This is a genomic window from Flavobacterium sp. N2038, assembly GCF_025947185.1.
Taxonomy (GTDB): Bacteria; Bacteroidota; Bacteroidia; order Flavobacteriales; family Flavobacteriaceae; genus Flavobacterium.
In genome coordinates, this window is the sequence record NZ_CP110001.1 from 414,697 (window position 1) to 439,141 (window position 24,445).

Sequence of the window (24,445 nt, forward strand, 5' to 3'; positions counted from 1 at the left end):
ATAATCCTTTTAATCTGTGGCAATAAAAATTCCTGTAATTCGTGGCAAACTTTACTCCTCAAACAACTCCATCAATTCCAACGCACGTTTGATCGATTTTACGTTTTCAAAAGTCAATAACAAACGTAATCCATTTACGGTTTGTTTTTCTTTCATTTTGCAAAGCGCATTTTGTTTTTGCACAAAATTCAAAACATTTCTAAACTTTACGGATTGGTAATAGTCTGACTGTTGATCTGAAACAAAATAACCAATCATTTTGCCTTGTTTTAAGACTAATTTCTCGATTCCGACTTTCGTAGCAATCCATTTTATTCTAATGCTGTTTAATAATGAGACTGCTTGTTTTGGCAATGGTCCGAAACGGTCAATAAGTTTTCTTTCGAATTCCTGTAAACCGGCTTCGTCTTTTATAGCGCCTAATTCGTTGTATAAAACCAAACGTTCCGATACGTTGTTGATATATTCATCTGGGAATAAAAGTTCAAAATCGGCATCAATTTGAATGTCTTTTACATACTCTTTCGTATCGATATTATTTTCTTCCGGATATAAATCCTTGAATTCGTTTTCCTTCAATTCTTCGATGGCTTCATTCATGATTTTTTGGTACGTATCAAAACCAATTTCATTGATGAAACCGCTTTGTTCGCCACCTAATAAATCTCCTGCACCACGAATTTCAAGATCTTTCATCGCAATGTTAAAACCACTTCCTAATTCGCTGAATTGTTCCAATGCCTGAATACGTTTTCTGGCATCTTCGGTCATTGATGAATACGGCGGACAGATGAAATAACAGAATGCTTTTTTGTTGCTTCGTCCCACACGTCCACGCATTTGGTGCAAATCTGATAATCCGAAATTATTAGCGTTGTTGATAAAAATAGTGTTGGCATTTGGAACGTCAAGACCACTTTCGATAATCGTTGTGGCTACCAAAACATCAAAATCTCCGTTCATGAAACCTAACATCAATTCCTCAAGTTTAGCACCGTCCATTTGTCCGTGACCAATCCCGACTCTTGCATTTGGAACCAAACGCTGAATCATTCCAGCCACTTCTTTTATATTCTCAATTCGGTTATTGATGAAGAAAACTTGTCCGTTTCGCTGAATCTCATACGAAATCGCATCACGAATAATCTCTTCATTAAAACCAACAACATTCGTTTCAATAGGATATCTGTTTGGCGGAGGTGTTGTAATTACAGATAAATCGCGCGCCGCCATTAACGAAAACTGTAGCGTTCTCGGAATTGGCGTTGCTGTTAATGTCAATGTATCAACATTTGCAGCAATAGTTTTCAGTTTATCTTTTACGTTTACACCAAACTTTTGTTCCTCGTCAACAATCAATAAACCAAGATCTTTAAAAACTACATTTTTGTTTACTAATTGATGCGTTCCAATTACGATATCAAGTTTTCCTTCGGCTAAGTCTTTTAAGGTTTGCTTTTTTTGTTTAGCAGTTCTAAATCTATTTAAGTAACCTACAGAAACCGGCATATCTTTTAACCTTTCGGTAAAAGTCCTATAATGTTGGTATGCCAAAATAGTGGTTGGCACTAAAACGGCAACTTGTTTACTATTATCAACGGCTTTAAAAGCAGCACGAATCGCAACTTCAGTTTTCCCGAAACCTACATCACCACAAACCAGACGATCCATTGGACGATCGCTTTCCATATCGGCTTTTACTTCTTGCGTTGATTTGGTTTGATCTGGTGTATCTTCGTAAATAAACGAACTCTCTAATTCGTTTTGCAAATAACTGTCCGGTGCAAACTGAAAACCTTTTTCTAAACGACGTTTTGCATATAACTGAATAAGGTTGAAGGCAATATGTTTGACACGCGCTTTGGTTTTTTGTTTTAAAATTTTCCAGGCGTTCGATCCTAGTTTATAAATTTTCGGCGGCGTTCCGTCTTTTCCGTTGTATTTTGAGATTTTATGAAGCGAGTGAATGCTTACGTAAACAATATCATTATCTGCATAAACTAGTTTTATTGCTTCCTGTGTTTTGCCTTCGACCTGAATTTTCTGCAACCCGCCAAACTTTCCAATTCCGTGATCAATGTGTGTCACATAATCGCCAACAGAAAGTGCAGTTAACTCTTTAAGCGTAATATTCTGTTTTTTAGAATATCCGTTTTTGATGTTGAATTTATGATAACGCTCAAAAATCTGGTGATCAGTATAGGCCGTTATTTGATTTTCTTCATCAATAAAACCTTGGTATAAAGGCAGTACAATAGTATGATATTGTTTTCGGATATTCTCTGAATTAGCTTCATCTAAAGATTCAAAAATATCATGAAAACGTTTTGCCTGAGTTTCATTCGAACAGAATAAATAATTCTTATATCCGTTGAAATGATTGTCGCTCAGATTATTCAGTAATAAATCAAATTGTTTGTTGAAAGACGGCTGAGGCTGAATATGAAATTCAAATTTCTTAGTCGTTTTATAAACCGGTTTTGACAATTCAACCACAGAAAAATCCAAAGATCGTTTTATAAACGAAGCCTGATTTAAAAATAATTGTTCCGGTGTGGCGTGTTTGATCTCCTTCGACAATTTCTCAAAAGCTTCTTCCGCCCTTGCAAATTGTTTGTCTAACTGACTAAAAAGCCCGTCGGTGTTTTGAATAAACAGTACTGTTTTCTCGGCAATATAATCCAAGAAACTTTCGCGATTTTCCTGAAATATCTTGTTTTCGACATTTGGGATAATCGTAATTTTTTTGTGTGTTTCGACAGATAACTGTGTTTCTACATCAAAACTTCTGATGCTGTCCACTTCGTTTCCAAAGAATTCAATTCTATACGGATGATCGTTTGAAAATGAAAAAACATCGACAATTCCTCCACGAACGGAAAATTCGCCGGGTTCTGTAATAAAATCAACTCTTTTAAATTCGTATTCAAATAAAACTTCGTTGATAAAATCAATCGAAATTTTGTCGTTTAAAGAGACTTTTAAGGTGTTTTTATCTAATTGCTGACGTGTGACTACTTTCTCAAAAAGCGCTTCCGGATAGGTAACAATTATGGCTGGTTTCTTTCTCGAATTAATTCGGTTTAAAACCTCAGCTCGAAGCAAAACATTGGCGTTGTCTGTTTCATCAACCTGATACGGACGACGAAATGAAGCGGGATAAAACAATACATCCTGCTCGCCAATCATCTGTTCGAGATCGTTTAAATAATATGCAGCTTCTTCTTTATTGTCTAAAACAACTAAAAAAGGAAGTTCTGTCTTTTTGAAAACAGAGCGGATTATAAATGAAACTGCAGATCCAAGCAATCCGCTAAGGTTCATTTTTATCTGATTTCCTTCCAGTAAACTTGTTGCAATCTGCTGTGCTTTAGGCAGATTATCATATGTAGTATATAGGGCGTTTTTACTCAACTTTAGGCAAATTTTTATCTGGATTATGCATTAGGGCCGGGTCAATATTTGTACTCTGAATTGCACGGGTGGTATCTAACATTCTCAGGAAATCTGCTTCTCCTTCTTCTTTTGGAATCTTGGCTTTTTCGACAATTTTATCCATTTGTCGTTCAAGTGAAACGATTTCTTTATTAATATCTCCAATTAAAAAGGTTACTTTTTCATCTGGAATTGCACTTAAATGAATAAACAAATCCATCATTTTAACCTTCGTTATCAAGATAGAAATTCGGCTTTTTATTGCCGGTTGATTAAGTTCTGATGGAATATTATTATTTAAAGCCATTGCTTTTTTTGAAATTGCTTTTGACTTTTTCTGGAATGCACCGATTGTTTTTCTTGGTTTATCTCCAAGTTCTTTTAAAAATTCTCTCCATTCATTCCATGAGCTTACTTTCTGTTCTGCAATCTCATTAATCGGTTCATCTATAAAAACCCAGGCTTTATTGATGTTATTAAAAATCTTTTCATTCTTTTTTGCTTCTTTTTCATTTTCAGCACGACGCTTTTCATCTTCATTTTGGCATGATTGCAATACAAAAATTAAAAGCAGAAAAAGAGATATTTTATATTTCATTTGGTAAAACATTAAGCGACAAAGTTACGAAGTAAATTTACAATTACGAATGCTGTTTTTTGCTAAAGATTCTATAAATCAGGTGAGTTTTTTTTGCCCACGGATTTAGCGGATTAAACAGATTAACACAGATTCTTTTTACTCGCCAAACTTTTTAAGTCAGTTTTTTTTGCCACAGATTAAAATGATTTTCTTTCTATATTCTGAATAGAACAATCTATAGAATTGTAATTAAATTCGTTCTTGAACTAAATTCTGCCTTAATACTCTCACAGAGAATAATCCAAAAAACAAACTTCATCCTTATTAAATTTATAATTTATGATTCTGAAAAGCAAAATTATTTGCGAAAACGTTATATTTGCGTTACTAAAAAACAACACGAAATGAATCCAAAAATATTGATCATTGGCGCTTGCGGTCAAATTGGGACAGAACTGACCCAAAAACTTCGCAAATTATACGGTACAGAAAATGTTATTGCTTCTGATATTCGAAAATTAAATACAGACGTTGTTAATTCAGGTCCGTTTGAGGTGGTCAATGCTTTAGATTTTAATCAGATTGAGCATCTTGTTGAAGTTCATAAAATTACCGACATTTATTTGATGGCGGCACTTTTATCTGCTACTGCCGAAAAAAACCCTGCATTTGCCTGGGATTTGAATATGAATTCATTATTTCACGTTTTAAATTTAGCTAAAGCAAAAAAAATTCAGAAGATTTTCTGGCCATCTAGTATTGCTGTTTTTGGTCCTACAACTCCAAAAGAAAACACTCCACAGTTTACTGTAATGGAACCTTCTACAGTTTACGGAATTAGTAAACAAGCAGGTGAAAGATGGTGTGAATATTACCACAATATTTATGGTGTTGATGTTCGAAGCATCCGTTATCCTGGTTTAATTAGCTGGTCTACGCCTCCGGGTGGCGGAACTACAGATTATGCTGTTGACATTTTTTACAAGGCTATTGCCGATAAAAAATATGAATGCTTTTTATCATCTGAAACAAAAATGCCAATGATGTATATGGATGATGCAATTGACGCAACCATTAATATCATGAAAGCTCCGGCTGAGGAAATTAAAATACATTCTTCATACAATTTAGCAGCAATGAGTTTTACTCCAACTGAAATTGCTAATGAAATTAAAAAACATATTCCTGAATTTACAATTACTTATGAGCCTGATTTCCGTCAGAAAATCGCGGACAGCTGGCCAGCAAGTATCGACGATTCTGAGGCTAGAAAAGATTGGGGTTGGAAACATACTTTTGATCTTGAAACTATGACCAAAGATATGATTGAGCATTTGAGCTAAATCAATAAGCTGATTTAGATTATAATTTAGATTTATAAAAAAATGAATAGCGTCCAACTTTAGTTGGATGGAAAAATAAATTACAACAAAAGGGCTTTAGCCAAAACTGTAAAAGGTTAGGCTAAAGCCCTTTTCATTAAAATCTAATTCCTCCAGTAAAACTGGAAGCTATCCAAAAAACTTTAAAACAAAAAAATCCCGTTTATTAATTTAAACGGGATTTTGTTATATTCATTTTTGAAGATTATTTCACTTCAAAAACATTATTTGCAGCTTTTACATCAGCCATTAATCCGCTTGGATCAATTGTGATTTTTTTGATTGCTGTTTTGTTTTTGTCAATTGTAAAACTATAGTTTTGTTGTGCCCAAGCCCAGTCTGCCAAAACTGTTCTTTTTTCGTTTGGATTCGGGTTTGGTTTGATAAAGTTCATCATTCTTAAAGGAACATAAAACGTTTCAGAAGTTCCATCAGTATACTCTACTTTCAAATCGATTGGCATTGGCATTCTTCCAATTCTTTCTAAAGTAACGGTAGTTTTTCCAGAATTATCAGCAACATCCTTAATTCCGTAATCAATTGTATTGGTTGTTTCAGCCCAGTCAATTAAATACCAATCCAATTCAGCACCAGAAACTCTTTCTGCAGTTCTCTTGATATCATTTGGAGTTGGGTGTTTGAATTTAAAATCGTTAAAATATCTTTTTAAAGTTGCATCAACATTTTCTTTCCCAATTACGTATTCTAATTGCGAAAGGAAGATACTTCCTTTTATATAAGATGAAATACTATACGGACGGTTTTCGTCATAACGATCTCCGTGAGTTGTTTGTGGTTGTTCTTTACCTGAGTTTACTAAACTGTAATAAGCAGCATAATTCCCTTTAAACGGATTTACTTCTTTCTTATCTCCTTTTAATTCATTCAAAGCACTGTCTTCGATGTAAGTTGTAAAACCTTCATCCATCCAAGGGTGTTTTGATTCATTTGAAGCCAGAATATGCTGAAACCAAGAGTGTCCTAATTCGTGTGTTGCTGTACCAAGAATTCCCTGAAGTGTTCCGTTTCCTAACATTAGAGTACACATTGCGTACTCCATTCCGCCGTCACCTCCCTGAATAAATGAATATTGTTTGTATGGATATTGTCCTACTCTGTGGTTGTAATAATCCATCACTTTTACCATTAATGGCTCTAACTGTTTCCAGTTTTCGGCCACTTTTGGGTTGTTTTTGTAAAAGAAATGCAAATCAACATCATTTGGTCCTTTTACAATATCATGTGCATATTCTTTATCTGCAGCCCATGTAAAATCATGTACATTTGGAGCGATAAAATGCCAGGTTAACGTTTTTGTTTTTTTAGGATAAACCACCGTTACACCAGCATCTTCATAACCATGTCCAATTGAATTTTTATCCTGTAAATATCCAGAACCTCCAATTGTGTAGTCTTTATCGATTGTAATTTTTACATCAAAATTTCCCCAAACGCCGTGAAACTCTCTTCCGATGTAAGGATCTGCATGCCATCCTTCAAAATCAAATTCGGCTAATTTTGGGTACCATTGTGACATTGACAATTCGATACCTTCTTTATTATTTCTTCCTGTACGACGAATTTGTTCCGGTACCTGCCCATCAAAATCTAAGGTAAATGTCGTTTTAGAATTTGGCAAAATTGGTTTAGCCAAAGTCACTTCCAGAATTGTCCCTGATGTTCTTGTTTGAGCAACAACCCCATCTTGCTTGAAGTTTGTAATCTTTAAAAAACCAATTTCATTTGGTTTTAAAGTCTCGATACGACTTTGTTTTACATCTTTTCCATCTGCATCTTTTATTTTATTCACCATTCTTCCATCTGGATCCTTTATTGTATGCAAACGAGCATCCATTTCGCTTCCAGGCTGAAATGCATTTAAAAATAAATGATAATAAACCTTTCTTAAAGTATCAGGAGAATTATTAGTATAAACTAATTCTTGTTTTCCTTTATACTGATAGTTTTTTACATCCATAGAAACCTCCATTTTATAATCAACATGTTGTTGCCAATATGGAGCACTTTGTGCAAAACCAGAGTTTAAACCTAAACTCAGAAAAGAAAATAATAAAATTTTTCGCATAGTTATTTTAATAAAAATGGAAGAGCTGCCGCTCTTCCATCGGATTACTGTTTTTTAACTTATTTATTTTTTTGACATTTTTTCAGCCATCAACAAAGCATTGTAAGCGTTGACCATTTTGGCTGTTCTTGATGATTCTACAGAAGAAACTGCCTCAGGTTTTTGATCTGGATTTGGGTTTTCACCTAAAACCACTTTTGAAGGAAGTGCAACTCCAGAGTCCATTAAAATCTGTTTTACCTGAGTCGCTTTTAATTTTGGATAATATGAAAATATCAGTGCTGCAACACCCGCCGCATTTGGAGATGCCATAGAGGTTCCTTGCAAATATTTGTATTTATTGTTTGGCACTGTTGCATAAATTTCTTCTCCAGGAGCAAAAACATCTACATTTATTTTTCCGAAATTAGAGAATCCTGCTACTACATTTTCTCCATAAGACTTATTAATTGCTCCAATTGTGATCACATTATCAGCAAATTCTTTTACGTTATCTTTTGAATCGTTCGGGTAATTGATATTTTTTGTTTCATCAATATTATAACCATCGTTTCCGGCAGCGTGAACAATTAATACATCTTTTTTTGCTGCATATTTAATAGCCTCATAAACCCAGTCTTTGTGTGGTGAAAAGCTTTTTCCAAAACTTCCGTTAATTACTTTTGCACCGTTGTCTACTGCATAACGAATGGCAAGCGCAATATCTTTATCATACTCATCTCCATCTGGAACGGCTCTTACTGTTAAGATTTCAACATTATTAGTAACACCATCTCCTCCTAAATTATTGCCGCGAACCTGAGCAATAATTCCGGCAACGTGAGTTCCGTGAAGTGCTTTTTCTTTGTCCGGACCAAAAACAACATTATTTCCATAATGATTGTCTTTAATATCTTCAGGATTATCTCCTACCACTTTTCTTCCGTCAAACTCTTTATTCAGATTATAATTAAGTTCATCATAAACCTGTTCTCTGTATTCTTCAAAATCAGCTTCGGGATCAAAAGTTGGTCCTGCATTTGTAAAAATCTGCGTCATGATTTTTTTACATTGCACAACTTTAGGATCAGTTGAAGTTACAGCACTTAAATCTTCAATTTTATAAGTCTTTTTATTAAGCTCTTTTTTGATTGTATTATGAACATCAAGTAAAAAATCTACTTGTTCTTTGTCTTTTATTGCTTTATCATATCTCTCGTTATATTGAGCTAAAGCATTTTTATATTCAGCAGAACCGTCGTCTTTCTTTTTAATAACACGTGTCATTTCAAGATTCTCGTGTACAGCCTCACCTAGAAAGTTCCATCCGTGTATATCATCTATAAAACCGTTTTTATCATCATCGATTCCGTTACCCGGAATTTCTTTTGGATTGGTCCAAATCATTCCTTTTAAATCTTCATGCTCAATGTCGACACCAGAATCTACAATACCAACGATTACCTTTTTACCGGTTTTCCCTTTCAGTAATTCAGCGTAAGCTCTGTCTACACTCATTCCCGGAATAGAATCTTTAATTAGATCTAAATGACTCCATCTCTTTAACTCATTTTCACTAACTGGAGCTTTTTTTACAACAGCAAGAGGAGCTTTTATAAAATTTTTAGAAGTTGATTCCTGTGCTTGTAAGCTTGCACTGCCTGCTAAAACTAATAAAGCAAAAGCAGATAATTTAATAGGTTTTATATAACTCATGTAATCTCGATTTAATATAAAGTTAAAGATGGGCCTAAATTATGATATTTTGTTACAAAAAACTAACTGTTAACACTGTGTTATGAAATTTATTTATCTCGAATAATCGCTAGAACGTAATCTGAAACCATTTAAAACCAAAGAACCTGGTAATTATATCTCAAAAAAAATTATCAATATGGGCTTTTCGACTTTAACACATTTATAGGAAGATTAATAAAACAACGGGGTTTACGGCTTCCCGTAAGGAATCTTCAGTTTTATTACTTACTCTTGCGCCATCTAATTTTAAACCCGTTCTATGAAAACAAAACTACTTTTGTTACTGTTTCTATTACATTTTTCTTCGTTTGCCCAGACCAACTTAGTTCCGAACGGAAACTTTGAAACCTGGTCCTCATCATCCCAACCAGACAATTGGTATCCCTATTTCAGTGGTTTAGTTTCTCAAAGCGCAGTAGCTCAGAATGGCACATCAAGCACAAATATGATGGTTGCCAGTGGAACATCTAATTTTATTAATAGCGAATATTTCCCTGTAACCGCAGGTAAAACGTATAAAGTGACTTTGTATCACAGAGCGGTAAAAGGAACATTCTCTTCTATCGATCTAAGTTTATATCATAAACCCAGTACTTTTAAGTCGGTAATAATTAAAAAATCTGATGCAACTTTTTCTACTACCGAGTGGAGAAAAATAGAATTTGAATATACACCAACTGTATCTGAAAGTATTGAAGTTGATATTTGGACTTATGGAACTCTTAATTCTGAAATTTTGGTTGATAATGTATCGGTTGTTGACATTGCAGATGTTCCTGTGCAATATACTTTGATTCCTGATATAAATTTTGAAAAAAAATTAATTGCTTTAAACATCGATTCTGGGACTCCAGATGGTAAAGTGCCGACAAACAAAATTAACAAAGTAACCAATCTTGATGTTTCTTACAGTTCAATTACTGACTTAACAGGAATTGAAGACTTTGTTGCTTTGACCAGTTTTTATACACTGCAAAATAAATTGGTTACGTTAGATGTTTCTAAAAATGTTAATTTAACAATACTACGCTGTGATAGTAACACCACTATCGAAACTTTAAATGTTTCACAAAACACAAAACTAACTCAATTGCTTTGTGGGAACAATAAAATAAAAAGCTTAAATCTATCTCAACTTACAGATTTAAGAGAGCTTTACTGTGACCAAAACCAATTAACTGCTATCGATTTATCTACCAATGCCAAATTAGAAAAACTATACATTAATGATAATCAATTAACTAAACTTGATTTAACTAAAAATCCTACTTTAAAATATTTAAACTGCAAGTACAACAGACCAATGTCTGAGCTTAATTTAAAAAATGGCAAAAACACACTGATCGATAAAAACAGTTTTTACGCTACAGAAAATACGAGCCTGACTTGTATTCTAGTCGATAATGTAGCGTATTCGAACACAAACTGGACTACCGGTAAAGATGTTTCTGTTGATTTTTCTTTGGTATGCTCTGAACCTGAATACACTCTTATTCCTGATGTAGAATTTGAGAAAAAATTAGTCTCTAACGGATTAGATCTTATACTAGACGGAAAAGTCTTAACGAGAAAAATTGCGGCGGCTCAATATTTATATTTAGAGAATGCTCCAATTACAGACCTTACAGGACTAGAGGTTTTTACCAGTTTAAAAAAATTAAGTTGCTTCAATATAAAAGCAAAAAGTATCAATGTTTCTAAGAACACTCAATTAACGGCTTTAGACTGTTCTGCTAATAATTTAGAAACAATAGATGTTACTGCTCTGGTAAATTTAAAAGAATTAAATTTATCTAGTAACAATTTGACTACAATTAATCTTTCTAAAAATCAAGCTTTAACTGACCTTTACTTAAGTAAAAATAAGTTAACAGAAATCAATTTATCAGCAAATAAAGCTTTGATCTCAATTAATTTCAACAACAATCCACTAAACCAAATTAATGTTTCAGAAAATCCTGCGTTAAAATATTTAAACTGTACAGATGTTTTAACTACAAGTCTGGATCTTACAAAAAATCCAGACCTACAATTTATCGATATTGAACGAAGTGAAATAACAAGTCTGGACCTTACAAAAAATCCAGAGCTGTCAACCTTAAACTCAAGCCAAACCTCGATAACCTCTTTAAACTTAAGCAATAACAAGAAATTAACAACATTAAAAACTTATGGAAGTTATTGGTCTTCTGGCAATGGCGGAGCTGGCTCACTAACTTCTTTAGACCTTAGTAACAATGTTTTACTTACCCATCTTGACTGTGGTGCTAATCAATTAACTAAACTAGATTTAAGTGCAAATACAAAACTAGAATACGTTCGTTGTTATGGAAATCTTATTACAGATTTAGATCTTTCTAAAAATACGGAGATAGTTGAATTATCATGCAATGACAATAAATTGAAAAGTTTGAATTTAAAAAACGGAGCTAATTCAAAAATAAAAACTATTCAATTTGCACTTAATCCTTCTTTAAGCTGTGTACAAGTTGATGACATCGCTTATTCTAGTACAAACTGGACAAAAAAAGATGTAACAGCAAATTTCAGTTCTGATTGTGCTTACACAACCCTTATTCCAGATGTTAAATTTGAAGAAAAGCTAATTGCACTGGGAATTGATACCGGAGCAAAAGATGGAAAAGTTTTAACTGCCAACATTACAAGTTTAACTTCTTTAGATGTTTCAACTTCAGGAATAACAGATCTGACCGGAATTAGTGACTTTATTAATTTAGAATCATTGACTGTAAGTGACAATAATTTAAACAAAATAGATGTTTCTAAAAACTTTAAATTAACAAGTCTAAACGTTGGAAAAAATCAATTAACTCAGGTGAATTTATCTAACAACAAAAACCTTCAGGCGTTTTATTGTAATGACAATTTACTTACGTCGTTAGATTTATCAAAGAATAAAAAACTAATTTCTGTTTCTTGTACAAACAACAAATTGATTTCACTAAATTTAAAAAATGGAAACAATATTGCTTCAGATGGCGTTGGTATTAGAAACTTTACCAGTAATCCAGACTTAAAATGTATTCAGGTTGATGATGAGACTTATGCTAACACAAAATGGGTTTCGTTTAAAGATGCTAATGCCGGCTATAGCTCAAACTGCGAATATGCTACTGCAATTCCTGATCCTAAATTTGAAGATAAATTAATCGCTCTCGGAATTGATTCGGGTGTAAAAGATGGAAAAGTTGCTACAGCTAACATTATTGATATTACATCATTAAATGTTGACAAATCTGAAATTTCAGATTTAACCGGAATTCAAGATTTTATATCTTTAAAAGCTTTATCAGCTAGAAACAATGCAATAAAAAATGTAGACGTTTCTAAAAATACTGAATTAACAAGTTTGGATGTATATGGAAATAACTTAACAACTATCGATGTCGCTAAAAATACTCTTTTGAAAAAGTTATTTACAGGCAATAATTCAATTTCCAGCATAAATATCACAAATAACATTGCTCTAACTCATTTAACATTTGAACTGACTAGGATTGAGACTATAGACCTTTCACAAAATAAAAATTTACTTTATTTAGATTGTACCAATAGTCCATTAAAGAGCTTAGATATTTCCAAAAATCCTCAGGTATATTATTTAAACTGCCAATATAATCAGTTAGAAAAATTAAATCTAAAAAATGGCAACAATACTCTAATGTCCACCAATAATGTAGCCTTCTATGGAAATTCAAAATTGTATTGCATTCTTGTTGATGATGTAAATTATGCCAACACTAATTGGTCTAATAAAAAATCTAGTATTGCAACTTTTAATACTGAATGTACAGGAGAACTAAATTTGCCTGCAAACAATTTTACAGTTGAAACGAAAGGAGAATCTTGTACAGGAGAAAATAATGGTGAGATTAGTATTGTTGGTAAAAATTCATTTGCATATGTTGCAACAATAAATGATAAATCGTACGCTTTTACAAACAACAGCTTAAAAGTTACTAGTTTAACTCCGGGAACTTATAAAATCAAGATCACTATTCCGGAGATGATTTTCGAACAAAACTTTACAGTAACTATTCCGAAAGGCGCTAACATTTCAGGAAAATCAAGCATAACTTCTAAAAATGTAGCTGTAGAAATTACCGAAGGGACTGCTCCTTTTACAGTATTTGTAGATGGAACTGAACAATTTCAAACAATAGATTCAAACTTTAATATAAACCTGGAAAAAGGTGGATTAATTGAAGTAGCAACAGCAAAAGCCTGCGAAGGTACCTTTTCTAAAAAAGTTTCTTCTGCAGAAATCGGAACAGTTCTTTCTGCGTATCCAAATCCAACATCTGATGCTATTGAAATTGAAATTCCAACAGATAAGACTGAAGTTATAATAGAATTATTCAGCTTCGGAGGCCAATTAGTTTCTCGTGGTACTTATAACATCGAAAACGGAAGAGTTGTCTTAAATCTTGCACATCAACCAGCCGGAATTTATGCCGCAAAAATCCATTTGGAAACTCTGGAATATATTAAAATTATAAAAAAATAAAAATGAAGAATCTTATATATCTTTCACTAATCAGCGCTTTGTTTATTTCTTGCGGAGGTGGTTCAGATGATCCTGAAACTCCAGCCGAAAACACGGCTCCAACTGTGCCTGCTTTAACTGCTCCGGTGGATAATAAACTTTGTGTTGATAACACTGTTTCTTTTCAATGGGACAGATCTACAGATGCAAACAATGATGCGATTACCTATCAAATTCAGGTAGCAAAAGACAATACCTTTGCCCAAATTGTAAAAACATTTGATGGAGCAGAAAACACGGCATCTTTTGTTTTAGACAAAAACACAGCTTATTACTGGAGAATAAAAGCAACAGATACAAAAGGTCTGGCAAGCGCTTATTCATCAGTTTATAAATTCTATACGTCTGGAGAAGCAGCTCTAAATCATTTACCTTTTGCTCCAGAATTGGTGTCACCAGCCTTAAACTCTGCACTAAGCACGACAACAGCTTCTTTAAAATGGAATGCTACAGATGTTGATGCTACAGATGTCTTAACTTACGATGTGTATTTTGGAACAGCAAATCCACCAACAGAAAAAGTAAGTTCAAACCTATCTGAGAAAACACTTGACGTTACAACAGTAGCCGCAAAAGAATACTTCTGGAAAATTGTTGTAAAAGACAATAAAGGAGGAGAAACGGTTGGACAGGTTTGGAAATTCAAAACCAACTAACACTTAATCATTACAATTAGTTAAACTAAAAAATCCCAATTTCATTCAGTTGAAAACGGGATTTTTTTGTAACATGCTGATTCCATATCTCTTAAATTATATCCTTCCATAAAAAAAATCTTTTAAAAATTGTATACTTGCATTAATAAATCCAAAATTAAATCTATGAGAGCAAAACTACTCTTGTTACTATTTCTATTACATTTTTCTTTATATGCCCAGACCAACTTAGTTCTGAACGGAAACTTTGAAACTTGGTCCTCATCATCCCAACCAGACAATTGGAATCGTTATCTCAGTGGTTTAGTTTCTCAAAGCTCAATAGCCCAAAATGGTACATCGAGCACAAATATGATGGTTGCTAGCGATACTTTCAATTATATTAATAGCGATTTTTTTCCTGTTACTGCAAACAAAACGTATCGCGTAACCTTGTACCACAGAATGGTAAAAGGAACATTCTCTTCAATCGATCTAAGTTTATATCATAAGCCAGGAACCTTTAAAGAAGAAATAATTAAAACATCAGATGTGACTTTTTCTACCACTGAATGGAAAAAAATCGAATTTGAATATACACCAACAGTTACTGAAAATATAGAAATTGATATCTGGACTACAGGATCTCTTAATTCTGAAATTTTAATTGATAATGTATCGGTTATTGACGTTGCCGAAGCTCCAGCACAATATACTTTGATTCCAGATGTGAATTTTGAAAAAAAGCTAATTTCTTTAGGAATTGACACAGGATTGCCAGATGGAAAAGTTTTGACTGAAACTATTGCTTCACAAACAGATTTAAATCTTTCACGTTCATCAATTAATGATTTAACTGGAATTGAAGATTTTGTATCATTAAAATTTTTAGACTTTTCTTATAACGATGTTACTTCTGTAAATCTTTCTAAAAATACAAACTTAATTACTCTAAACTGTTCTACAATTCTTCCCGCAGGTCTAGATGTTTTAGATCTTTCAAATAATACTTTACTGAAAGAATTATATTGCAGTGGAAATAACATGACCACTTTAGATCTTTCTAAAAACACTTTATTAACTAATTTAATTTGTAATAGAAGTCAAGTATTATTAAGTATTAATTTGAAAAATGGTAATAATAAAAACATGGATTTAAACAAAATTTCGTTTCCAATTCCAAGTTTAAAATGCATACAAGTTGATGATGTTATATATTCCAATGCTAACTGGTCATCTTTGAAATTGCCAACAACAACCTTTTCATTAGATTGCAATACTTTAGGTCTTGAAGATTCTGTTTTTGACAAAGTTGCTATCTATCCAAACCCAACAAGGGGCGAAGTTAGTATTAACAACATTACTTTAGACAAAGTAAATGTTTATAATGAATTAGGACAATTGGTAAAAACGTTTAGTTTAAATTCGGCAGACATTAATAATACAATCAACTTATGTGGTCTTCCAAGAGGCATTTACTATATTTATCTGATTAATCAGGACGCAGCCTCGGCCAAGAAAATAATTGTAGAGTAGTTTATAATTATTTTTAATCAAAAAATCCCATTTTCATTCAGTTGAAAGTGGGATTTTTTTTCTAACATGCTGATTCTATACTTTATGCTTTACGTCTTTCCGTAAAGAAAAATCTTTATAAAACTGTATACTTGTATTACTAAATCCAAAACTAAATCTATGAAAACAAAACTACTCTTGTTATTTTCTTTAATTTCATTATCAGGTTTTGCTCAAACTATTCCTTCATATGTTCCTACAAATGGATTAATTGCCTACTATCCTTTTGATAATAATGCAAATGATGTAAGTGGTAATCAAAACAATGGCACTGTTAACGGTGCAATACTTACCGAAGATAGAAATGCAAAACCCAATAGTGCTTATAGTTTTAATGGTATTAACAACTACATTGATGCTATTGTTACCAATATCCCAAAAAATAATGCCCCAAGAACAATTTCCGGATGGTTTAAAACGAACACTCCTAATACTGGTGAAAATCAGGATGTATGCATCTTTAATTATGGTACTTTATCAAAATTACAGAGAGTATCCCTTACCATTTATTCAAAAGCTTATCTTCAATCTGTAACTGGTCCTGATTTTACCAGTGACGATTTTTATGTAAATAACTATAATTACTTAAGTAATGACTGGTATTTTTTTACACTTACCTATAACGGAACCAAAGTATCATTATATGTAAATGGTGAATTTGTTTCAGAAAAAAATGCTGCCTTAAATACTACGAACAATCTTTTTAGAATAGGAAAACGAATTTCAGGAGATACAACTAATGAGTATTTTAAAGGTATAATTGATGATCTTGGTATCTGGAATCGTGTTTTGACTCCGGAAGAAATTTCGGCTATGTATACTCCTGGGGAGCAGCCTGCTTATACTTTAATTCCAGATCCGAATTTTGAACAAAAATTAATCAATTTAGGATTGGATAGATTTCCACTTGATGGAAAAATCCACACATCTAATATTAACACCTTAACTTCCTTAGATGTTAGTAAAAGCAATATTTCAGATTTAACAGGAATACAAGACTTCGTATCATTAACTGATTTGAATTGTAGTCAAAATTCATTAACAACATTAAATATAAGTAAAAATACCGCTCTGACTACTCTAGATTGTAATACCAATAGAATAACCTCTTTAGACGTAAGTAATAATATTGCTTTGCTTAATTTGAGCTGCTATTCGAATCAATTAACATCTTTAAATGTTAAAGCAAATACAGCGTTAACAAAATTAGATTCTGGTTCAAACCAATACACTTCTTTAGATGTAAGCTCAAATACTGCTTTAACATTTTTGGGATGTAATACCAGTCAATTAACCACTTTAGATGTAAACAATAATACCGCTTTAAAACTTCTGGATTGCCGTGAAAATAAAATAACCAGCTTGAATGTTTCTAAAATCACTGCATTAACAGAGTTGTATTGTCAGTCTAATCAATTAACAAATTTGAATATAAGCAAAAATAAAGTTTTAGAATTTGTAAACTGTTCAAAAAATCAGCTAACCACTTTAGATGTTAGCGCAAACACTACCTTAGTTGGTTTATATCCTAATTCCAATCAATTAACGAGTCTAAATTTGAAGAATGGAAACAATGATAAACTTGTATATCTAAACCTTAAAAATAATCCTGTTTTAACTTGTATTCAGGTTGATGATGTGGCTTATGCCAATACAAACTGGGAAAATAAAAAAGATACTCTCGCAAATTTCAGCTCAAACTGCCCTCAATATTCTTTAATTCCTGATGTTAATTTTGAACAAAAACTAATCGATTTAGGAATAGATACAGACGGTTTAAACGGGAAAATTACTATAGCAAATGCAAGTTCTGTTACAAATTTGGATCTTTCAAACAGTAATATAAAAGATCTAACCGGAATAGAATATTTTACTTCACTAATTACTTTGGATGTCAGCAAGAATCAATTGACATCTTTAGATTTAAGCAAGAATCTGGAATTAGAAACATTAAACGCTTCTTCAAATCAGCTTACCACATTAGATTTATCCAAAAATACTAAACTCACAATTGTATATGTAGTCAATAATCCTTTGGTTTATTTAAATCTAAGAAATGGAAACAATCGTAATTTTATTCTGCCATCAAATACTGGAAAAAAATCTGCTTCTGGATTATATACCACTTTCTTAGGACTTACTTCTCTTAGCTGTATACAAGTTGATGATGAGAATTATTCAAATACAAACTGGTCAAACATCAAAGAATCCACTACTACTTATTCTAATACTTGCAAAAGTCTAGGCATTGACAAATCTGAATTTAGTCAAGTCATTGTTTATCCAAACCCAACAAAAGGGGAAATAACGATTAATAATATTGCATTAGACAAAGCAACAGTTTACAACTCGTTAGGCAAATTAGTAAAATCTTTTATTTTAAATAATGCAAATACAAATAATACGATCGATTTATCTGACTTACCTAGAGGAGTTTATTATGTGTATCTAATCAATGGAGATGCCGCTTCTGCTAAAAAAGTTATAGTAGAATAATATCGATTAGTTAAATTAAAAAATCCCGTTTTCAGAACTTTGAAAACGGGATTTTTTATACGTAACGTATATCGTCTAAAGAATCTCTTCGCAAGTAAAAACTTCTTTTAATCGAACACCTTTTTCTGTGTGCTCAACCGTTATAATTTGATTATGCGCATCGTGTTCCAGAAATAAAAAATAATTATTGTCTGCTGCAGCGTTCAGGAATTTTGACTTTTCTGGCATTGTCAATAAAGGTCTTGTATCATACCCCATTACATAAGGCAACGGAATATGTCCTGCCGTAGCCAATAAATCTGCACAAAAAACAATGGTTTTGTCCTGATATTTAATATGTGGAATCATTTGTTTTTCGGTGTGACCGTCAACGTAATAAATTCCGAAATTCATTTCTTCAGAAAATCCAAAATCGCTGCTTGGTCTTTCAATAAAATTCAGTTGACCACTGTCCTGCATTGGCAAAATATTCTCCGATAAAAAAGAAGCTTTCTCTCGAGCATTGGGTTTTGTTGCCCATTCCCAATGATTTTCATTAGTCCAGTATTTTGCATTTTTAAAAGCCGGTTCATAACCCGTTTTATCAGAATTCCACTGAACACTTCCTCCACAATGATCAAAATGAAGATGTGTCATAAAAACATCTGTAATATCATCCCGATGAAAACCATATTTTGCCAGTGATTTATCGATAGAATGAGAACCCCAAAGTGAATAATAACCAAAAAACTTCTCTGATTGTTTATCTCCCATTCCGGTATCTATTAAAATCAGACGATTATTATCTTCAATAAGTAAACAACGTGCTGCTATATCTATTAGATTGTTAGCATCTGCCGGATTTGTTTTGTTCCAGATTGTTTTAGGAACAACACCAAACATAGCGCCTCCATCTAGTTTAAAATTTCCGGATTCAATTGGGTAAAGTTTCATAAGAATATATTTCTAGTAAGAAAACAAAACTAGGAAATACAAAACCTATATGCTAAAAATTCTTTTAAACTTTTACTGTATCTATTCTAATGTTATAGAGGAACTCCCCATGATTTCTTGTTTGTCGAAGAAATTGACAAAATAGGTTCCTTTTTTAAACTGGTTTTCATCTCCGTTCAGAACACCATAAGCATTGGTTGTTTTTCCCTGATAGTCAACTGCTACTAAAAAACTGTAAACTAAAGCTTTGTCATTTCCAAATTCTATCAATTTGTTCTCTCCTAAAACCGTATTCTTTTGGTCTAATACCTGAACATAGTACACTTTTTTCCCGGTTTTAGCAACCGAATTTCCATTTACAGAAAAACTGATCTTTAACTTTTGAGTGTTCTTTGCCTTAGCCGTTTCCAATTCCTTTCCTGAATTCTTTTCACGAAGAGCAATGACCTTAAAATTCCCCAGAGAAAGCTTTGAAGCATCTTTTAGAGTAGATTCCAGTTTTTTTTGCTTAGAAATCAACGTATCATTTTCGGCCTTTTGTTTGTACATAACCACATTCTGGCTTTCTATTTCGGTCAGTAAATTTTTATTTTGAGATTTTAACTTTTTAACTTCCACAACTTTTGCATCCAGCGAAGTTTTTAAATCTGAAAGTTGTTTACGATAAATTTTAATTTGTTCCGCCGAAGGATCTTTAGAGGCTTTAATAATTTCCATCAAATTCTCAATATTCTTTTTTTCAAGTTCTAATTCTTGCGAGAGTGCCGTTTTTTCAAAAATGGCAACATCATAAGCCAACTTTAAAGTATTTAAAGAATCGAGAATATTCTCCTGATCATGAGATGTTGTAGTAGTGGTAGGCCCTACAATTTCTAAATTATCATTTGTAGATTTGTCGATAATAAGATTTGGCTCATTGCTAAAAATAAAATATGTAGCACTAATTCCAAAAACAAAAACTACTGCAAAAAGTGCTTTAATCCAGTTATCCCTGTAATTTTTCTTCATAATTACTCATAATTTTCTGCAAAAGTACCACAAAATCATATTCAGGCACAGGTAAAAATACGGTATTTTAACTATTATGTTTGATTTATTGATAAATTAGCAGTTTTTACCTTACATTTTTGTAAGTTTCTTTTTAGTTCTTGCAGAAAAAAGAGATTTATTACAAATTTCTATCATCAAAATAACTTCTATCTATTTTAACATTTGTTATAATAATGTCAACCGTTATGGAAAAAGGTTTTTAAGTCGTATCTTTGCAAACCATTTCATTTGAACATTGATAGACAGCATTTTAAAATGTAATAATTTCATTACGGTTTTTTATAGCTCCTTAAAATGAAATAAAAAAATAAATACCATAAACACAATGATAAAAGTTTCTGATACAGCCAAAAAGAAAATCATCGATTTGATGACAGACGATGGTTTTGACGCCGCTCACGATTATGTACGTGTAGGAGTGAAAAGTGGTGGATGCTCCGGTTTGTCTTATGATTTAAAATTTGACAAAAACAAGGGAGAAGACGATAAAATATTCGTAGACAACGACATACAAATTGCAGTTGAAAAAAAATCATTTCTATATTTAGCCGGAACAATCTTAGAATTCTCTGGCGGATTAAACGGAAAAGGATTTGTATTCAACAACCCAAATGCTAGCAGAACTTGTGGCTGCGGAGAATCTTTTTCTCTTTAGTCAAAGTTCAACACTGTAAAGCCATAAAGCCTGAATTGACTTTCAATCTTTAGACTTTCAAATCTTAAGACAACATTAAATATAATGAGCAAATACACAGAAGACGATTTAAAAATCGAACTCGAAACCAAAGAATATGAGTACGGATTTTATACTAATATAGAATCTGAAACTTTCCCTATTGGCTTAAACGAAGAAATTGTAAGAGCTATTTCTCTTAAAAAAGAAGAACCTGAATGGATGACCGAATGGCGTATTGAAGCTTTCCGTGCATGGAAAGAAATGATTGAGCCAGAATGGGCAAACGTTCGTTATGAAAAACCAGATTTTCAAGCTATCTCTTACTATTCTGCTCCAAAACAAGTAGATCCAAATAAGACTTTGGATGATGTAGATCCGGAATTATTAGAGATGTACAAAAAACTTGGAATTTCTGTTGATGAACAAAAAATGATGAACAATGTCGCTATGGACATCGTTGTCGATTCTGTTTCTGTAGCAACAACTTTCAAGAAAACATTGGCTGAAAAAGGAATTATTTTCTGTCCAATTTCTGAAGCTATCAAAGAACACCCTGAATTAGTTAAAAAATATTTAGGAACTGTTGTACCACAAAAAGACAACTTCTACGCAGCATTAAACTCAGCGGTTTTCTCTGACGGAAGTTTCTGTTATATTCCAAAAGGCGTTCGTTGCCCAATGGAACTTTCAACTTATTTTAGAATCAATCAGGCAGGAACCGGACAATTCGAAAGAACGCTTGTTATTGCCGATGAAGGAAGCTACGTTTCTTACCTGGAAGGTTGTACAGCTCCAAGTCGTGACGAAAACCAATTACACGCTGCTGTGGTTGAATTAATCGCTCTTGATGATGCTGAAATTAAATATTCAACAGTTCAAAACTGGTATCCTGGAAACAAAGAAGGTAAAGGCGGTGTTTTTAATTTTGTAACCAAAAGAGGTTTATGCGAAACAAACGCTAAAATCTCATGGACACAAGTAGAAACGGGTTCTGCTGTAACTTGGAAATATCCTTCTTGTGTACTTAAAGGAGACAATTCAGTAGGAGAATTTTATTCAATTGCTGTTACCAATAATCATCAACAAGCTGATACCGGAACTAAAATGATCCATTTAGGAAAAAATACTAAATCGACTATTATTTCTAAAGGTATTTCGGCTGGTAAATCACAAAACAGTTACCGTGGATTAGTGCAAATTAGCCCTAGAGCTGAGAATGCAAGAAACTTTTCGCAATGTGATTCTCTTTTAATGGGGAACAATTGTGGAGCTCATACTTTCCCTTATATCGAAAGTAAAAATCCATCGGCAAAAATCGAACACGAAGCAACAACAAGTAAAATTGGAGAAGATCAGGTTTTCTATTGCAACCAAAGAGGTATTCCAACAGAAAAAGCGATTGCCTTAATTGTAAACGGTTTCAGTAAAGATGTATTGAATAAACTTCCGATGGAATTTGCGGTTGAAGCTCAAAAATTATTAGAGATCTCTTTAGAAGGTTCTGTAGGGTAATTTGAAGATGGAAAACAAAAAGGTAATCATTTTAGGTTCGTCCAGAAAAAATGGAAACACAACCAAAATTGTGGATGAAATTTCTAAAGATAACGGAATAGATGTGATTGATCTAAGTGATTATAATATTTCCTATTATGATTACGAAAGCAAAAACATAGAAGATGATTTTTTGCCATTAATTAAAGGAATCCTCGAAAAATACGACACTTTAATTTTTGCAACACCGGTTTACTGGTATAATATGAGTGGTATTATGAAAGTCTTTTTTGATCGTTTTTCGGATTTAATCCGAATTGAAAAAGAAACCGGAAGAAAACTAAGAGGAAAGAAGATCGGAGTAATATCAAACTCACATGAAGATGCGATTGAAGACGGTTTTTACTTTCCGTTCAAAAAATCAGCCGATTATTTAGGCATGAAATATTTAGGACACGCGCATTTTAATGCTAACATCCTAAACCAAACAACAAAAATAGAATTGACATTTATATAAAATAAAGAACAATGTTATCAATAAAAAACCTTCACGCCGCGATTGGTGATAAAGAAATCCTTAAGGGAATTAATATAGAAGTTAAAGCTGGAGAAGTTCACGCGATAATGGGACCAAACGGTTCTGGAAAAAGTACACTTTCTGCTGTTATCGCAGGAAACGAAAACTATGAAGTTACAGACGGAGAGGTTATTCTTGACGGAGAAGATCTTGCCGATTTAGCTCCGGAAGAAAGAGCACATAAAGGTGTTTTCCTTTCGTTTCAATATCCTGTAGAAATTCCCGGAGTTAGCGTAACTAACTTTATGAAAACAGCGATCAACGAAACTCGTAAAGCAAACGGACAAGAAGAAATGCCGGCAAATGAAATGCTGAAAGTAATTCGTGAAAAATCTGAATTATTAGAAATTGACCGTAAATTTTTATCTCGTTCTTTAAATGAAGGTTTTTCCGGAGGAGAGAAAAAAAGAAACGAGATTTTTCAAATGGCAATGTTAGAGCCAAAATTAGCCATCCTTGACGAAACCGATTCTGGTCTTGATATCGATGCTTTAAGAATTGTTGCAAATGGAGTTAACAAACTAAAAAGCGACAAAAACGCTATTATCGTTATCACACACTACCAACGTTTGTTAGATTATATCGTTCCTGATTTCGTTCACGTTCTTTACAACGGAAGAATCGTAAAATCTGGCGGAAAAGAATTAGCATACGAATTAGAAGAAAAAGGATACGACTGGATTAAGGCAGAGAATTAGTCAGTCATAAAGTCGAAAGTCAAAAGTCATAAAGTCGAAAATACAATATGGGTAAGTTCAAATCTTTTGAGGAAATAAATTCTTGGCAAAAATCTCGAATCTTCAATAAGAAAATATATTTGATTACTGAAAATCCTAATTTCAAAAAAGACTTTGATTTTGTTAGACAAATAAGACGTGCATCACTTTCTATATCATCAAATATTGCCGAAGGTTTTGAAAGAAATACAGACAAAGAGTTTATTTACTTTTTATATGTAGCCAAAGCTTCAGCAGGAGAAGTAAGATCTCAATTATATTTAGCTTTTGATTTAGAATATATTATAAAAGAAGAATTTGAAATGCTTTTAGAATCGGTAACAGAAATATCGAAATTATTAAGCGGTTTCATTAAATATTTGAGCCCAAAGTCATAAAGTCGAAAGTCATAAAGTCAAAAACTTTATGCTTTAATTCTTGACCTTTTGGCAAAAACAGTCGACAATCCTAAGTCTTTCGACTTTCGACTTTCGACTTTAAGACTAAAC

The 24,445-nt window shown here is 32.7% G+C and carries 16 protein-coding genes; 10 read left to right on the plus strand and 6 right to left on the minus strand.

Going from position 1 to position 24,445, the window contains the following annotated elements; translation table 11 throughout:
* Positions 1-51: 51 nt before the first annotated feature.
* Both mfd and OLM51_RS01765 read right to left on the minus strand, forming a co-directional pair.
* Positions 52-3,414, minus strand: coding sequence for a transcription-repair coupling factor (gene mfd / locus OLM51_RS01760; protein ID WP_264552707.1), 3,363 nt, complete (start codon positions 3,412-3,414; stop codon positions 52-54).
* Positions 3,407-4,033 carry a hypothetical protein gene (locus OLM51_RS01765; protein WP_264552708.1) on the minus strand — a complete coding sequence of 209 codons (627 nt, stop codon included), beginning with the start codon at positions 4,031-4,033 and terminating at the stop codon, positions 3,407-3,409. The genes mfd and OLM51_RS01765 overlap by 8 nt, the downstream gene beginning before the upstream one ends.
* A 386-nt stretch (positions 4,034-4,419) precedes the next feature.
* On the opposite strand from OLM51_RS01765, the gene OLM51_RS01770 reads away from it, so the two are divergent.
* On the plus strand, positions 4,420-5,358 hold the full coding sequence (locus OLM51_RS01770; protein WP_264552709.1) for an L-threonine 3-dehydrogenase: 939 nt from the start codon (positions 4,420-4,422) through the stop codon (positions 5,356-5,358).
* 244 nt (positions 5,359-5,602) lie between these two features.
* On the opposite strand, the gene OLM51_RS01775 is transcribed toward OLM51_RS01770, so the two are convergent.
* Positions 5,603-7,483: a M1 family metallopeptidase gene (locus OLM51_RS01775; RefSeq protein WP_264552710.1), complete on the minus strand. Its 1,881-nt coding sequence runs from the start codon at positions 7,481-7,483 to the stop codon at positions 5,603-5,605.
* A gap of 63 nt (positions 7,484-7,546) precedes the next feature.
* Positions 7,547-9,178 carry a S8 family peptidase gene (locus OLM51_RS01780; RefSeq protein ID WP_264552711.1) on the minus strand — a complete coding sequence of 544 codons (1,632 nt, stop codon included), beginning with the start codon at positions 9,176-9,178 and terminating at the stop codon, positions 7,547-7,549.
* Between the two features lie 301 nt (positions 9,179-9,479).
* Between OLM51_RS01780 and OLM51_RS01785 the strand changes: the two genes are divergently transcribed.
* From OLM51_RS01785 to OLM51_RS01800, 4 genes are all read left to right on the plus strand, one after another.
* Entirely contained in the window at positions 9,480-13,748 is a 4,269-nt protein-coding gene (locus OLM51_RS01785) for a T9SS type A sorting domain-containing protein (RefSeq protein WP_264552712.1), read from the plus strand.
* A 2-nt stretch (positions 13,749-13,750) separates the two neighbouring features.
* Positions 13,751-14,443 (plus strand): hypothetical protein, encoded by a 693-nt coding sequence (locus OLM51_RS01790; protein WP_264552713.1) that lies wholly within the window; start codon positions 13,751-13,753, stop codon positions 14,441-14,443.
* A 165-nt stretch (positions 14,444-14,608) separates the two neighbouring features.
* Positions 14,609-15,958: a T9SS type A sorting domain-containing protein gene (locus OLM51_RS01795; RefSeq protein ID WP_264552714.1), complete on the plus strand. Its 1,350-nt coding sequence runs from the start codon at positions 14,609-14,611 to the stop codon at positions 15,956-15,958.
* Between the two features lie 159 nt (positions 15,959-16,117).
* Complete coding sequence (locus OLM51_RS01800) at positions 16,118-18,493, plus strand: LamG-like jellyroll fold domain-containing protein (RefSeq protein WP_264552715.1); 2,376 nt, start codon at positions 16,118-16,120, stop codon at positions 18,491-18,493.
* A gap of 75 nt (positions 18,494-18,568) precedes the next feature.
* Here the strand turns inward: OLM51_RS01800 and OLM51_RS01805 are convergent, their stop codons facing one another.
* A complete protein-coding gene (locus OLM51_RS01805) occupies positions 18,569-19,426 on the minus strand; it encodes an MBL fold metallo-hydrolase (protein WP_264552716.1) in 858 nt (285 codons plus the stop codon).
* Positions 19,427-19,507: 81 nt separating this feature from the next.
* Positions 19,508-20,434, minus strand: coding sequence for a hypothetical protein (locus tag OLM51_RS01810; protein WP_264552717.1), 927 nt, complete (start codon positions 20,432-20,434; stop codon positions 19,508-19,510).
* Positions 20,435-20,801: 367 nt separating this feature from the next.
* Here OLM51_RS01810 and OLM51_RS01815 point away from each other — a divergent pair, with 367 nt between their 5' ends.
* The 5 genes from OLM51_RS01815 (at position 20,802) to OLM51_RS01835 (ending at position 24,334) form a co-directional block, all read left to right on the plus strand.
* Complete coding sequence (locus OLM51_RS01815; protein ID WP_264552718.1) at positions 20,802-21,131, plus strand: HesB/IscA family protein; 330 nt, start codon at positions 20,802-20,804, stop codon at positions 21,129-21,131.
* An 84-nt stretch (positions 21,132-21,215) separates the two neighbouring features.
* Positions 21,216-22,664, plus strand: a complete 1,449-nt coding sequence (gene sufB, locus OLM51_RS01820; protein ID WP_264552719.1) for a Fe-S cluster assembly protein SufB — start codon at positions 21,216-21,218, stop codon at positions 22,662-22,664.
* A 7-nt stretch (positions 22,665-22,671) separates the two neighbouring features.
* Complete coding sequence (locus OLM51_RS01825; RefSeq protein ID WP_264552720.1) at positions 22,672-23,160, plus strand: flavodoxin family protein; 489 nt, start codon at positions 22,672-22,674, stop codon at positions 23,158-23,160.
* An 11-nt stretch (positions 23,161-23,171) separates the two neighbouring features.
* Positions 23,172-23,918, plus strand: a complete 747-nt coding sequence (sufC, locus tag OLM51_RS01830; RefSeq protein ID WP_008466070.1) for a Fe-S cluster assembly ATPase SufC — start codon at positions 23,172-23,174, stop codon at positions 23,916-23,918.
* A 47-nt stretch (positions 23,919-23,965) separates the two neighbouring features.
* A complete protein-coding gene (locus OLM51_RS01835) occupies positions 23,966-24,334 on the plus strand; it encodes a four helix bundle protein (RefSeq protein ID WP_264552721.1) in 369 nt (122 codons plus the stop codon).
* Positions 24,335-24,445 lie beyond the last annotated feature (111 nt).